This is a genomic window from Streptomyces corynorhini (assembly GCF_003346515.1).
Classification (GTDB): domain Bacteria; phylum Actinomycetota; class Actinomycetes; order Streptomycetales; family Streptomycetaceae; genus Streptomyces; species Streptomyces corynorhini.
On record NZ_QQNA01000171.1, the window covers coordinates 13,510 to 27,245 of the forward strand.

13 protein-coding genes are annotated in these 13,736 nt (G+C 72.6%); 8 read left to right on the plus strand and 5 right to left on the minus strand.

Features of this window, described 5'->3' with window-relative positions; genetic code table 11:
- Positions 1–202: 202 nt before the first annotated feature.
- Entirely contained in the window at positions 203–1,012 is an 810-nt protein-coding gene (locus DVH02_RS21285) for a helix-turn-helix transcriptional regulator (RefSeq protein ID WP_114625433.1), read from the minus strand.
- A 150-nt stretch (positions 1,013–1,162) separates the two neighbouring features.
- On the opposite strand from DVH02_RS21285, the gene DVH02_RS21290 reads away from it, so the two are divergent.
- Both DVH02_RS21290 and DVH02_RS21295 read left to right on the plus strand, forming a co-directional pair.
- Positions 1,163–2,872, plus strand: coding sequence for an AMP-binding protein (locus tag DVH02_RS21290; protein WP_114625424.1), 1,710 nt, complete (start codon positions 1,163–1,165; stop codon positions 2,870–2,872).
- Complete coding sequence (locus DVH02_RS21295) at positions 2,869–4,500, plus strand: AMP-binding protein (protein WP_114625425.1); 1,632 nt, start codon at positions 2,869–2,871, stop codon at positions 4,498–4,500. Before DVH02_RS21290 ends, DVH02_RS21295 begins: the two co-directional genes overlap by 4 nt.
- Positions 4,501–4,611: 111 nt before the next feature.
- Here the strand turns inward: DVH02_RS21295 and DVH02_RS21300 are convergent, their stop codons facing one another.
- The 3 genes from DVH02_RS21300 to DVH02_RS21310 all read right to left on the minus strand — a co-directional run bounded on the left by DVH02_RS21300 (position 4,612) and on the right by DVH02_RS21310 (position 7,469).
- Entirely contained in the window at positions 4,612–5,370 is a 759-nt protein-coding gene (locus DVH02_RS21300) for a hypothetical protein (protein ID WP_199566361.1), read from the minus strand.
- A gap of 207 nt (positions 5,371–5,577) precedes the next feature.
- Positions 5,578–6,336: a class I SAM-dependent methyltransferase gene (locus tag DVH02_RS21305; protein ID WP_114625426.1), complete on the minus strand. Its 759-nt coding sequence runs from the start codon at positions 6,334–6,336 to the stop codon at positions 5,578–5,580.
- A 299-nt stretch (positions 6,337–6,635) separates the two neighbouring features.
- Positions 6,636–7,469, minus strand: a complete 834-nt coding sequence (locus tag DVH02_RS21310; RefSeq protein WP_114625427.1) for a helix-turn-helix domain-containing protein — start codon at positions 7,467–7,469, stop codon at positions 6,636–6,638.
- Positions 7,470–7,704: 235 nt separating this feature from the next.
- Between DVH02_RS21310 and DVH02_RS21315 the strand changes: the two genes are divergently transcribed.
- Together DVH02_RS21315 and DVH02_RS21320 are read left to right on the plus strand one after the other, a co-directional pair.
- Positions 7,705–8,019, plus strand: coding sequence for a thiamine-binding protein (locus tag DVH02_RS21315; protein ID WP_233518366.1), 315 nt, complete (start codon positions 7,705–7,707; stop codon positions 8,017–8,019).
- A 53-nt stretch (positions 8,020–8,072) separates the two neighbouring features.
- Positions 8,073–8,429, plus strand: coding sequence for a helix-turn-helix domain-containing protein (locus DVH02_RS21320; protein ID WP_114625435.1), 357 nt, complete (start codon positions 8,073–8,075; stop codon positions 8,427–8,429).
- Positions 8,430–8,444: 15 nt separating this feature from the next.
- Here DVH02_RS21320 and DVH02_RS21325 read toward each other — a convergent pair whose 3' ends face one another.
- Entirely contained in the window at positions 8,445–9,650 is a 1,206-nt protein-coding gene (locus DVH02_RS21325) for an FAD-dependent monooxygenase (RefSeq protein ID WP_114625428.1), read from the minus strand.
- 259 nt (positions 9,651–9,909) lie between these two features.
- Between DVH02_RS21325 and uraD the strand changes: the two genes are divergently transcribed.
- The 4 genes from uraD to DVH02_RS21345 form a co-directional block, all read left to right on the plus strand.
- Positions 9,910–10,905 (plus strand): 2-oxo-4-hydroxy-4-carboxy-5-ureidoimidazoline decarboxylase, encoded by a 996-nt coding sequence (uraD, locus tag DVH02_RS21330; protein WP_114625429.1) that lies wholly within the window; start codon positions 9,910–9,912, stop codon positions 10,903–10,905.
- A gap of 8 nt (positions 10,906–10,913) precedes the next feature.
- Positions 10,914–11,804 (plus strand): factor-independent urate hydroxylase, encoded by an 891-nt coding sequence (pucL, locus tag DVH02_RS21335; protein WP_114625430.1) that lies wholly within the window; start codon positions 10,914–10,916, stop codon positions 11,802–11,804.
- A 21-nt stretch (positions 11,805–11,825) separates the two neighbouring features.
- The gene (locus DVH02_RS21340; protein ID WP_114625431.1) at positions 11,826–13,217 is read left to right on the plus strand and encodes an 8-oxoguanine deaminase; all 1,392 of its coding nucleotides are present in this window, start codon (positions 11,826–11,828) and stop codon (positions 13,215–13,217) included.
- A 32-nt stretch (positions 13,218–13,249) separates the two neighbouring features.
- Positions 13,250–13,736, plus strand: a 487-nt coding sequence (locus DVH02_RS21345; protein WP_147286101.1) for a helix-turn-helix transcriptional regulator, incomplete at its 3' end; no start/stop codon positions are given.

The following is a 13,736-nucleotide window of genomic DNA, read 5'->3' on the forward strand; positions in this document are numbered from 1 at the left end:
CAGGCCGTGACCGGGACTGTGTGCCGTGTACGGGATCACATCCCCAAGGCGTCCTCGTGGCAGTCGGAGCGACGGGTCGACCGGTGCCGAGAGGACCCGCGCCCTCTCGGCGGCGCGTCCGCTCCCGCCTGCCGCCCGCCGCCTGCCGCCTGCCGCCTCCCGTCCACCGCCCGCCGCCCGCCGCCATCCGCCTTCCCCCTGTTCAGGGCAGCAGCCCCGCCCGTCGCGCCGCCACCACCGCCTCCAGCCGGGTGTGGGCACCCAGCTTCCGCATCGCCGCGCGCAGATAGCCCTTCACCGTCTCCGGCCGCAGCCCCAGCGCCTCGGCCGCCGCCGCGTTGGTCGAGCCCGCCGCGACACAGGCCAGCACATCCACCTCGCGCGGCGCGAGCGCCACCGGGAACGAACACGGCTCCGCGCGGGCCGGCTCCACCGCCCCCGCCAGCCGACCGCAGACGGCGAGCAGCTCCTCGCGCAGCCCCGGATCCGCTATCCGGGGCGCCAGCGCCCGCAACTCCCCGTGCGCCGCCCGTACCTCCTCCCAGGCCCCCGCGCCCGCCACCGGCTCCCGCGTCACCGACAGCAGCCGCCGCACCTCGTCCCGTACGACCAGCGCCTGCTCGATGTCCCGGGCGGCGCTCACCGCCGCGTCCAGGACCCGCTCACCGAACGGCAGCGCGCTGCGCAGCGCCCCGTACAGCACCCCGCGCACCTCGCGCCGTACGACCACGGGCACCGCCACCACCGAGCGCAGCCCCTCGGCGGCCACGGCGGCGTCGTACTCGTGGCTGATGTGGCGCGCCTCCCGGTAGTCGGTCACCGCGCAGGGGCGCGCCAGCGCGATGGACTTGCCGCCCAGCCCGTTGCCCGAGGAGATCCCCAGACCGCGCAGCGCGCCGGTCGCCGCGCCGGTCAGCTCCGCGATCCGCAGCCGCCCCGCCTCGTGCAGCAGCCCGCCGAAGGCCACCGGCAGCCCGGTCGCCGCGCGCAGCCGCGCCAGCGCCGCGCGCATCTCGGCGATTCCGCCCGCCCCGGCACCGCCGCTCGCCTCGCTCACGCGTCGCCCTCCTGTCCGTGGTGCCACCACCCCCGTCCGGGGCTGGTGAGACCTGCGTCACTGATTACACGATGTCAGGGGACGGTCCCGCAACGAGGAGGACATATGACGGCAAGGAAGCCGAGCGGCCCGGCCGGGCCCACCGAGCGGTTCAGGGCGGCCCGCGACTTCCTCCTGGCGCACCGGGAGGACTACCGGGCGGCGTACGAGGGCTTCGCCTGGCCGCGCCCCGAGCGGTTCAACTGGGCGCTCGACTGGTTCGACCGGATCGCCGAGGGCGACGGCGGCCGGGCCGGTGAGCGCGAGGCCCTGCACATCGTCGAGGAGGACGGCCGCCGCACCCGCGTCACCTTCGCCGAGATGTCCGCACGCTCCGACCGGGTCGCCAACTGGCTGCGCGAGCAGGGCGTACGGGCCGAGGACCGGGTCCTCGTCATGCTCGGCAACCAGGTCGAGCTGTGGGAGACCGCGCTCGCCGCGATGAAGCTGCGCGCCGTCGTCATCCCCGCCACCCCGCTCCTGGGCCCCGCCGACCTGCGCGACCGCGTCGAGCGCGGCCGGGCGGGGCACGTGATCGTCCGTGCCGAGGACACGGCCAAGTTCGCCGACGTGCCGGGCGCCTTCACCCGGATCGCGGTGGGCGCGGCGGTGGACGGCTGGCTGCCGTACGCCGAGGCGCACGAGCGGCCCGACGGCTTCGAACCCGACGGCGTCACCCACGCGGACGACCCGCTGCTGCTCTACTTCACCTCCGGCACGACCGCCCGCCCCAAACTGGTCGAACACACCCACGTCTCCTATCCGGTCGGCCATCTCGCCACGATGTACTGGATCGGGCTGCGCCCCGGCGACGTCCACCTGAACATCGCCTCGCCCGGCTGGGCCAAGCACGCCTGGTCGAACCTGTTCGCGCCCTGGAACGCCGAGGCGACCGTCTTCATCCACCACTACACCCGCTTCGACCCGGTCCGGCTGATGGCCGAGATGGACGGTGCGGGCGTCACCAGCTTCTGCGCGCCGCCGACCGTCTGGCGGATGCTCATCCAGGCCGACCTCTCCCAGCTGCGCACCCCGCCGCGCGAGGCCGTCGCGGCGGGCGAACCGCTCAACCCCGAGGTGATCGAGACGGTCAGGCGCGAGTGGGGCGTCACGATCCGGGACGGCTTCGGCCAGACCGAGACGGCCGTCCAGGTGGCCAACACCCCGGGCCAGCTCCTGAAGGCCGGCTCCATGGGACGGCCGACGCCCGGCTACCGGGTCGAGCTGCTCGACCCGGTCACCGGGGCGCCGGGCGCCGACGAGGGGGAGATCGCGCTCGACCTCTCGGCCCGGCCGGTCGGTCTGATGACCGGCTACCACGGCGATCCGGAGCTGACGGCCGAGGTGATGGCGGGCGGCTACTACCGGACCGGCGACATCGGTTCACGGGACGCCGACGGGTATGTGACCTTCACCGGCCGGCGCGACGAGGTGTTCAAGAGTTCCGACTACAAGATCTCGCCGTTCGAGCTGGAGAGCGTGCTCCTGGAGCACGAGGCGGTCGTCGAGGCGGCGGTCGTGCCCGCGCCCGACGCGCTGCGGCTCGCGGTGCCCAAGGCGTTCGTCGTCCTGGCCGAGGGCTGGGAGCCGGGGCCCGGCACGGCGAAGCTGATCTTCGCCCACTCCCGGGCGCTGCTGGCACCGTACAAGCGGGTACGGCGGCTGGAGTTCGCCGAGCTGCCCAAGACCGTGTCCGGGAAGATCCGCCGCGTCGAGCTGCGGGAGCGGACCGCCGAGGGCGGCGGCGTGGAGTACGACGAGGAGGAGCTGCGGTGACGGGGCGGGGCACGCCCTCGTACACGCACGGCACCGGCACGACCCCGCTGCTCGGTGACACCATCGGCGCCGATCTCGACCGGGTCGTCGCCGCGTTCCCGGACCGGGAGGCGCTGGTGGACGTCCCCTCGGGACGGCGCTGGACCTACGCGGAGTTCGACGCGGCGGTCGACGAACTGGCGCGGGGGCTGCTCGGGAGCGGCGTGGCCCAGGGGGACCGGGTGGGGATCTGGGCGGTCAACTGCCCCGAGTGGGTGCTCACGCAGTACGCCACGGCCCGGATCGGCGCGATCCTCGTCACCGTCGACCCCGCCTACCGCGCGCACGAGCTGGAGTACGTCCTCGGCCAGTCGGGGACCTCGGTGCTCATCGCGTCCCTCGCCCACCGCACCAGCGACTACCGGGCGATGGCCGAGGAGGTGCGCGGCCGGTGTCCCGCGCTGCGGGCCGTTCACCACATCGGGCATCCCAGCTGGGACGAACTGCTGTCACGGGCCGCGCTGGTGACGGACGATCAGATAGCGACCCGCGCGGCCGGGTTGTCCTGCGACGACCCGATCAACATCCAGTACACCTCCGGCACCACCGGCTTCCCGAAGGGAGCCACCCTCTCCCACCACAACATCCTCAACAACGGCTATTTCGTGGGGGAGACGGTCGGCTACACGGAGCGGGACCGGGTCTGTCTGCCGGTGCCCTTCTACCACTGCTTCGGCATGGTGATGGGCAATCTGGGCGCCACCTCGCACGGCGCCTGCGTGGTGATCCCGGCGCCGTCCTTCGACCCGGAGGCCACGCTGCGCGCGGTCCAGGACGAGCGCTGCACCTCGCTGTACGGCGTCCCCACGATGTTCATAGCCGAGCTGAACCTCGCCGGGTTCGCCTCGTACGACCTCGGCTCGCTGCGCACCGGCATCATGGCGGGCTCGCCCTGTCCGGTGGAGGTCATGAAGCGGGTCGTCCGCGAGATGAACATGGCCGAGGTGTCGATCTGTTACGGCATGACCGAGACCTCACCGGTCTCCACCCAGACCCGCCGCGACGACGACCTGGAACGCCGTACGGGCACGGTGGGCCGGGCGCTGCCGCACATCGAGGTCAAGGTGGTCGACCCGGCGACCGGCGTGACACTGCCGCGCGGCGAGCCCGGCGAACTGTGCACCCGGGGCTACAGCGTGATGCTCGGCTACTGGAACGAACCGGAGCGTACGGCCGAGGTCGTCGACGCCGGCGGCTGGATGCACACCGGTGACCTGGCGGTGATCGGCGAGGACGGTTACGCGCGGATCGTCGGCCGCATCAAGGACATGATCATCAGGGGCGGTGAGAACGTCTACCCCCGCGAGATAGAGGAGTTCCTGTACGGCCACCCCAAGGTCGCGGACGTCCAGGTGGTCGGCGTGCCCGACCCGAAGTACGGCGAGGAGATCCTCGCCTGCGTGATCCCGCGCGACCCGGCGGCGGCGCCGTCCCTGGAGGAGATCGTCTCGTACTGCCGCGAGCGCCTCGCCCACTACAAGATCCCGCGCCGGGTGGAGGTCGTGGACGCCTTCCCGATGACGGTGAGCGGAAAGGTCAGGAAGATCGAGCTACGGGAACGGTTCGCCGCCCGGCCGCCCCGGGGGTGACGGCCCACGGACCGGCAGCCCGTCCGCCCCGCCGCCCGGATCTTCCCGGGCGCCTGGGGCGGCGTGAACGGGGTGATGCTCCGTCCGCCCCGCGGCCCGGATCCACGCCCGTCACGGCCCGGCCGAGACGAGTTCGGCCGCCGGGCCGTTGACGGGCTGGGGGGTTCCGGTGAGGTCCATGGCGAAGAGGGGGAGTCCCAGCGCGTCGGCGCGGCTGCGCGCGTCCTCGGCGTACCCCGCCAGCGCGAAGTAGACGCTCGCGGTCGACGCGCCGAGCCCGTTGAGCCAGAGGCACTCGACGGCGCGCAGGGATGCCGGGCTGGTGGTCGGGTCGACCTGGGCGACGACATCGGGGCCGCGCAGATCGACCCCGGTGTCCTCCGGCCCGCCGGGAGAGGGCACGGTACCGGCCCGTACGACGCTCTTGAAGCCCAGCCAGCGCAGATAGAGCGCCGCGGCGGTCACCGCGTCCTGGGATGTACGGATCGTCGTGGGCCGGAAGGGCGGCCGTGGCGTCCGGCCGGTGCGGGGCAGCGGGATGTGCGCGGGCCGCTCGGTGTGGGGCGCCCGCGCCGGTTGCGGGGCCCCGGGCGGCACCGGGTCCGTACCCGCGCCCGCCACCGGGATCCGCAGCGCCGTACCGCACGGGCAGCCCAGTTCGGGCCGTGGCCAGTCCCCGTCGCGCCCGCACGCCGCGCAGCGGACCGTCACCCACTCGTCCGCCCAGGCGCGGTGCGTGACCGGCTCGGCGGGCGCGTCCGCGCGCAGGATCGGCGCCACGGGCGCGCCGCACGCGCAGGGGTGGGCGGCGGCCCTGAAGACATGACGGCTGCCGCAGGACGGACAGCACACCGACACGCTCTCTCCCATCGCGTCTCGCCTCCTCCGGTCCTTCTCGTTCGGTCCTTCTCGTTCGGGTTCCCCGGCCCATGGTCCACCAGAACGGGTGGTTCGCGCGGGGTTTCCCGGCCCCTCGGACGGTCCGCGGCCCGGGGCAGGGGCTCTCCCCGGCACGGCCGGTGCCGAACGCGCCCGCGGTGCCGGGGAGATGGCCGGTTCAGGAGCTGCGTGACCTGGTCAGTGCTCCTTGACCACGTGGAGCAGCGCGACGCGGAGCCACGGGCCGCCGTACCAGTACCCGGGGCCGAGCGCGCGCACCGTGCCGTGGCCGATGCGCGCGGCGTAGGTGGTGGCCATGGGCGTGAAGTCGGCGATGATCAACTGTCCGCCAGGACGCAGCACCCGCATGGCCTCGTTGACCGCGCTGTACCGGCCCTCGGGCGACGGGATGTTGTGGATCGCCAGCGCGCTCGTCACGACATCGAAGGAGTTGTCCTCGAACGGCAGCGCCGTCATGTCGGCCGTGTGTATCTCCACCCGGTCGGCGACCCCCGCCGCGGTGGCGTTGGCGAGTGTGACCTCGGGCCGGTTCCCGCTCTGGTCCTTCTCCGACCACAGGTCCACGCCCACGGCGCGTCCCATCGGCAGCCGCTTGGCCGCCTCGATGAGCATCGCGCCCCTGCCGCAGCCCAGGTCCAGCAGCTGCTCGTTGCCCTTCAGACCGGCTCGGTCCAGCTCCCGCCTCCAGATGCGCAGTTTGCCGTGCAGGGTGGTGTTGAGGAAAATGCCCGTGCTGGCCATGAGGGCCGTTCCCGCGGCCACCATCACCTTCCGTCCTGGCCGCCATCGGCCGGCGGCGAGGTAGCAGGCCGCGCCGGCGATGCCGGACACCACCGGGAACGCGGGAGCGTCAACGCCGTACCGCGGCCACCGGACGTGCGGCAGCGGTGAGTCGGGGGGTGAGTCGAGCGGCGAGTCGTTCGAGTCCTTGGACATGGTCGCAGTGTCACAAGCTCCGGTGCCGGGCGTCTTGTAGAAATGTTCCCCCGCGCGGACCGCGGGTCGCACACGCGCGAGGGCCTGTCTTCGGACTTAGAGGCCGCGCGAATAGGTGGGGCGGCGTCGCGGGGCGATGGGCGGCGCCTGGCGGCGTTGTCGTCGGTCCACGACTCCCCCACTGCCTTAAGGGCGTGGGAGGTGCCCCCTCCGCGTCGCCTCCCTCCTCCACCTTGCCATGCTTGCCCCTTACCCCGCTCCTTCCTCCACCCCACCTATCCGCGCGGCCTCTTACTCGTCTAGGGGGCGGCCCACGCGACGTCGTCGACCGCGAGCCACGGCGCGACCGCGAGAGCCATGGGTGTCACCCCGGCGAAGGCCATGACATCCCGATGCAGGTGGGACTGGTCGACGTAGCCGATCTCCGCCGCCACCCGCGCGGCGCTGTGACCCGCGGCCAGCCGGTGGGCCGCGTGGTCGAAACGGACCAGCTGAGCGGTGCGCTTGGGGCTCAGACCGATCTGGGCCCGGAACCGCGACCACAGGCGCTTACGGCTCCAGCCGACCTCGGCCGCCAGCCGCTCGACCCGGGCCCCTCCCAGGCTCGTCACCATCTGCCCCCACACGAAGGCGACTTCCGGTTCGACCGCGCGGCCCGCCTCGTACCGTCGAACGAGCGCGGCCTCCGCTATCGCGAACCGCTCGTCCCACGACCCGGCGGCGCGCAGGCGCTCCTGGGTGCGTGCCGCGTCGCCGCCCCAGAGGGCGTCGAGGGGGACCACCGTGGTGCCCGACTCCGCACAGGTGCCGAGCACCGCGTGGGCGAGCGGCGGTGACAGCCGCATCTGGAGGCACTCGATGTCCTGGCCGCGCACCCGGACGCCGCCGGACGCGAGCCTGACGACGACGCTGCCGCTCTGCTGCCTGCCGTGGAAGTCCGTGACGAGGAAAGGCTCGTCGCCGAGGTCGACGGCCACCGTGACAGCCGGGTGCGGGACCACGCCCAGGTCGACCAGGTCGGTCGTACGGGCCCGGAATCCGGCCATGCTGACCCCCGGTAATCGACCGTGCCGCGACGGGGTGGCGATGTCCCACACCGAAGCGGCGTCGTGGACCGGCGCGGCAGGTCGCATGGCGTCAAGCTACGCGAGATTCGACCGGGGCGCGACGGGGCGAAACACGACCACACCGCCGGGCCGACACCGCACCCGCGGCCGGAGCCGGCGAACGAGGACACCCGCGTCTCCACCGATCTCCGCAGGAGAGTCCGTTAAGGTCGTATCGGAGCCAACTGGGGCACACCAGCGCGGCGATGACCCTGAACCTCTCCGAGAATGCGCAGTTCAGAGGCTATGCCATGGAGGCACGGTGCGTTTGCGAGTGGAGTTCACGACCGAACCCTTCGACCTGGACGAGGTGCCCGCCCACGCGCTGGTGGCCCGGGAGGTCGTGCGGGGCGCCGCGCTGGACGCCGTCGACGTCGGGCCGTTCGGCAATACGGCGGAAGGCGGCGCGGACGCCGTGCTGGCGGCGGTGGACACGATGCTGCGCCGGTCGCTGTCCGTGGGCGCGACGCGCATCTCGCTCCAGATCAACGTGATCGGGGGCGCGCCCGACAGCGGTGCGCCCGACAGCGGTGCGCCCGACCCGGCCGCTCCGGCCGGCCCGGAGGCCGGCCGGTGACGCCGTCGCCCGACCACCCCTTCGTCGCGGCGGTGCGACCGCTCGTGGACGCCATGGGCGGCGAGTTGCTGGCCCCGGAGGCGGCCGAGCCCGACGACGTGGTCCTCACCTGGGAGGGCGAGGCGCTGCTCGCCGTGCGGCTGCCGCAGCTCTCGGACTCCCTCGACCACATCCTGGCCGGTCTGGAGCGCCGGTACGGCATGCCGCTCGCCGAGCTGGACCGCAGGGCCAAGCAGTCGGTCGTACGGGACCTGGAGGCGCGCGGCGCCTTTTCCGTACGGCACGGCGTCGAGACGGTGGCGAGCGCGCTGGGCGTCAGCCGGTTCACCGTCTACAACTACATCAACTACGCCAACGAGCAGCGGGCCGAGGCACGGGAGAGCGACGAGCGGCCCGCCCGGGGCGGCTGACCCCGGGGGCGACGGTCACGAGGCCGTCGGGACCGGGTAAGAGGGCAGGTCCAGCGCCGAGTTGGCGGCCCGGCCCGCGTCGTTGATCTCCAGGTCCCGGTCGCCGCGCAGCGCCTCGTCGCGCTGTGCCAGCTCCTCGGCGGTGCCCGGGGTGATGGCGGCGAGACCCTGGAAGGCGAGTGCCTGGTTCGTCTCCACGAACGTCCGGGTCCGCTCCTCGTACCCGGCGAAGGCCGTCCGGTGGTCGGGGGCCGTGGCCAGTTCGCCCGCCAGGACGTAGGCGCCCACCAGCGAGATGCTCGACCCCTGTCCCGAGTAGAGCGAGGGCGCGTGGGCGGCGTCACCGACGAGCGCGACCCGGCCGCTGGACCACCGCGCCATCCGGATCTGGCCCGCGGCGTCGAAGAAGATGTCGTCGGCGGCGCGCATCGCCTCGACCATGGGCGGAATCTCCCAGCCGTATCCGGCGAAGGCCGAGGCGACCAGATCGCGCTGGGCGGCCGGGTCGCGGAAGGCGCCGGTCGGCGGCTCGGGGGCGGCGAAGGTCATGATGGCGAACACCTGGTCGTCGTCCCGGACGGCGTAGCGGGTCGCGGACTTGCCCGGGACGTTCCACAGCAGCGCCTCGTGCGAGAGCCCCAGGTCGTTGGGCATGGTGAAGCCCATGAAGCAGTGGCCGAGGTAGCGGTGGTACGTCGCCTCGGGGCCGAAGGCGAGGCTCCTGGTGTTCGAGTGGATGCCGTCGGCGCCGACGACCAGGTCGAAGGTGCGCCGCGTTCCGCTCCGGAACGTGACGTCGACCCCGGCCGCGTGGTCGTGGAGAGTGGCGATGGAATCCTCGAAGACGTACTCGACGTCGTCGCGGACACTGTCGTACAGAGCGAAGGCGAGTTCTCCGCGCGGTACTTCGATGTCGCGGCCCGCCACGCCGCCGGTCAGGTCCTCGGGCTTGACGGAGCCGACCGGCCGGCCGTCGGCGTCGACGAAGGAGGCTTTGCGGCTGTCGATGTGGGCCTCCCTGAGCCGGGGGAGCAGCCCCATGTGCTCGACGACCTCCACGGCGGTGCCCCGGATGTCGATGGGGTATCCGCCGCCGCGCACCGTGGGCGCCTTCTCCACGACCGTGACCTCGAAGCCGTAGCGGTGGAGCCAGTGGGCCAGCGCGGGACCGGCGATGCTGGCGCCGGAGACAAGAACGCTTCGCTTCGGAGAACTGCTCATGGGTGGTGCTCCCTCGGGTCGGGTCGCAGACTCTCACCATCTGCATACCTCAGTTAGGTATCTTTTCCGTGGGAGCGGAAGGGCTTCCGCGCGCCGACGGTCGGGGCCAACTGTATACCTAACTTAGGTATGAAAAAATTCCAGGTCGGGGTGCCGGTAAATTCAACAAACTGTTGACGCCGTCTCCCGGGGGGCGTTAGCTGGGACCCGGCCCCGCCACGGCGCCGCCGCCCACGTACGCACAGCCACGGAGGCTCCCGTGACGTCGACACCGGCCCCGACACCGGCCCCGGCACCCGCCCCGCCGCCGGGCCTCGCCCGCTTCAACGCCGCGCCCGACCGTGCGGCGCTGGCCGGGCTGCGGGAGGTCTGCGCGGCTGCCGGATGGGGGAGCGCGCTGCTCGCGGGGCGGCCGTACGCCACCGCCGACGCCCTGCTCGCCGCGAGCGACGCCGCGACCGCCGCGCTGGACGGCGCGGATCTGGACGAGGCGCTGGCCGGGCATCCGCCGATCGGCCGACCGGCGGAGGGCGACGCGGTGTCGGCCCGCGAGCAGCGCGGGATGGCGGACGCGTCCGAGGTGCTCAGGGCCGAGATGCTCGCACTCAATCTGGCCTACCAGGAGAAGTTCGGACACGTCTTCCTGATCTGCGCCACCGGGGCGAGCGCCGAGGGGATGCGCGACGCGCTGAGGGACCGGCTCGGCCGGACGCCGGAGCGGGAGCGGGAGACCGCGCGCGCCGAACTCGGCAAGATCAACCGCATCCGGCTGGTCCGTCTCGCCGAGGCGCCGGGCGCCCCCGCCCCCGCCCCGGTGGCGTCGGTCTCCACCCACGTCCTCGACACCAGTGCCGGCCGCCCCGCCGCCGGTGTGCCGGTGTCGCTCGCCGCCCTGACCGGCGGCGGCGACGCCCGCTGGGTGGAGCTGGGCGGCTCCACGACCGACGCCGACGGACGCTGCCGGGACCTGCCCGCCCTGCCGGAGTCCACCACCCGGGTACGGCTGGACTTCGCGACCGAGGAGTATCTCGCGACGAGGCACAACGCGGGGAACACCACCGCCGGGACCACCCCCGACACCGGGACCATCCCCGCCACCGGCCCCGACCCGGCCCAGGACACCGACGGACACACCGGCGGCGGTGCGCCGTTCTTCCCGGAGGTGACGATCACGTTCCGCGTCGGCCCCGGCGAGCACTACCACGTACCGCTGCTGCTCAACCCGTTCGGGTACTCCGTCTACCGAGGGAGTTAGAGAGGGACATGCCCACGATTCTCGGCCAGAACCAGTACGGCAAGGCGGAGACCCGCGTCGTCAAAGTCGTGCGCGACGGCGCCACCCACCACCTCAAGGACCTGAACGTCTCCATCGCCCTCTCGGGCGACATGGACGACGTCCACCACTCCGGCTCCAACACCCATGTCCTGCCGACCGACACCACCAAGAACACGGTGTACGCGTTCGCCAAGCGGCACGGCATCGAGTCGGCGGAGCGCTTCGGCATCCTGCTGGCCCGGCACTTCGTGACCAGCCAGGTACCGATACACCGGGCGCGCGTGCGGATCCAGGAGTACGCCTGGCAGCGGCTCGGCGGCCACTCCTTCGCCCGTGCGGGCCAGGAGACGCGCGTCACCGAGGTCACCTACGACGGGACGGCGTGGCAGGTCGTCTCCGGGCTGTCGGACCTGACCGTGCTGAACTCGACGGACTCCGAGTTCTGGGGCTACGCGAAGGACGAGTACACCACGCTCAAGGAGGCGTACGACCGGATCCTCGCCACCGACGTGTGCGCCCGCTGGCGGTACGGCTGGTCGGGCGACGAGGCGTCGGAGCCCGACTGGGACCGGTCGTACGAGGAGGCGAAGCGCCATCTGCTCGAAGCCTTCGCCGACACCTACTCCCTCTCGCTCCAGCAGAGCCTGTACCGGATGGGCGCGCGCGTCATCGACCACCGCGACGAGATCGACGAGATCCGTTTCTCGCTGCCGAACAAACACCACTTCCTGGTCGACCTGGAGCCGTTCGGGCTGACGAACGACGTCGAGGACGGCGCGGTCTACTTCGCGGCCGACCGGCCGTACGGGCTGATCGAGGCCACGGTGTTGCGCGAGGGGACCGAGCCGCGCATCCCGGTCGACCTGCACACCGTCTGACGAGGAACGGAGGGGACCACCATGGCGGCCTCGCGCATCGTCATCGAGAACTGCGCCATCGCGACGGTGGACGCGCACGACACCGAGTACGCCTCGGGGCATGTCGTCGTCGCGGACACCCTGATCGAGTCCGTGGGCGCGGGCGGCGCCCCGGCCGGTCTGGAGAACGTGGTCCGCCGGATCGACGGAACCGGCCACCTCGTGACCCCCGGCCTGGTCAACACACACCACCACTTCTACCAGTGGATCACCCGGGGGCTCGCCACCGACCACCACCTGTTCGACTGGCTCGTCGCGCTCTATCCCACCTGGGCGCGCGTCGACGAGCCCATGGTCCGCGCGGCGGCGGCCGGTTCGCTGGCGATGATGGCACGCGGCGGCGTCACCACCGCGATGGACCACCACTACGTCTACCCGCGCGGCGCGGGCGATCTGTCCGGCGCCATCATCGGGGAGGCGGCGCGGACCGGGCTGCGGTTCACCCTCGCCCGGGGCTCCATGGACCGGGGCGAGTCGGACGGCGGGCTGCCGCCCGACTTCGCCGTCGAGACCCTGGAGGGCGCGCTCGCCGCCACCGAGGAGACCATCGACACCCACCACGACGCCTCGCCCGACGCGATGACACAGATCGCCGTCGCGCCGTGCTCCCCGTTCTCCGTCTCCACCGAACTCATGCGGCAAGGAGCGGAGTTGGCACGCCGCAAGGGTGTACGGCTGCACACCCACGGCAGCGAGACGGCGGAGGAGGAGCGCTTCTGCGAGGAAGTGTTCGGCATGGGCCCCACCGACTACTTCGAGTCCACCGGCTGGCTCGGCCCCGACGTGTGGATGGCCCACTGCGTCCACATGAACGACTCCGACATCGCCGCCTTCAGCCGTACGGGCACGGGCGTCGCCCACTGCCCGTCCTCCAACGCCCGGCTGGCGGCGGGCATCGCACGCGTCCCCGACCTGCTCGCGGCCGGTGTCCCGGTCGGCCTCGGGGTGGACGGCACCGCCTCCAACGAATCCGGCGAACTCCACACCGAACTGCGCAACGCGCTGCTCGTCAACCGCCTCGGCACCCATCGCGAACGGGCCCTGACGACACGTCAGGCGCTGCGCCTCGGTACGTACGGTGGCGCCCGGGTGCTCGGCAGGGCCGACCGCATCGGTTCCCTGGAGGCCGGGAAACTCGCCGACCTCGTCCTGTGGCGGCTGGACACCCTGGCCCACTCCTCCATCGCCGATCCGGTCGCCGCGCTGGTCCTGGGCGCACCGGCTCCCGTCACGCTCTCCCTCGTCCACGGTCGCACGGTGGTCGAGGACGGCCGGCTGACCATGGTGGACGAGGACGCCGTGGCCGGGGCCGCGCGCGACGAGGCGCGTCGGCTCGCACGCGTCGCCACGCGGCCCGGCGACGTCACCGCTTGACAGACCACATTGCCGTTATGGCAAATGGAACCATGGCAGACGACGACCTCTCGACCGTGCTGAGCGCGGTCGGCCCCCGGCTGCGAGCCCTGCGCCGGGACCGCGGTACCACCCTGAACCAGCTGAGCGAGAAGACCGGGATCTCGCTCAGCACCCTCTCGCGGCTGGAGTCCGGACAGCGCAGGCCCACCCTGGAACTCCTCCTGCCGCTGGCCAAGGCGTACGGCGTGCAACTGGACGAACTGGTCGACGCGCCCCCCACGGGCGACCCCCGTGTCCACCCCCGCCCCTTCACCCGCTACGGGATGACCTTCCTCCCGCTGACCCGCCACCTCGGCGGAGTGCAGGCGTACAAACAGATCATCCCCGCCGGGCAGCGGCAGGTGTGCGACCTGGAGCAGCGGGTGCACGAGGGATACGAGTGGATCTACGTCCTCTCCGGCCGGTTGCGGCTGGTCCTCGGCACACACGATCTGGTCCTGACCCCGGGCGAGGTCGTCGAGTTCGACACCCGCACCC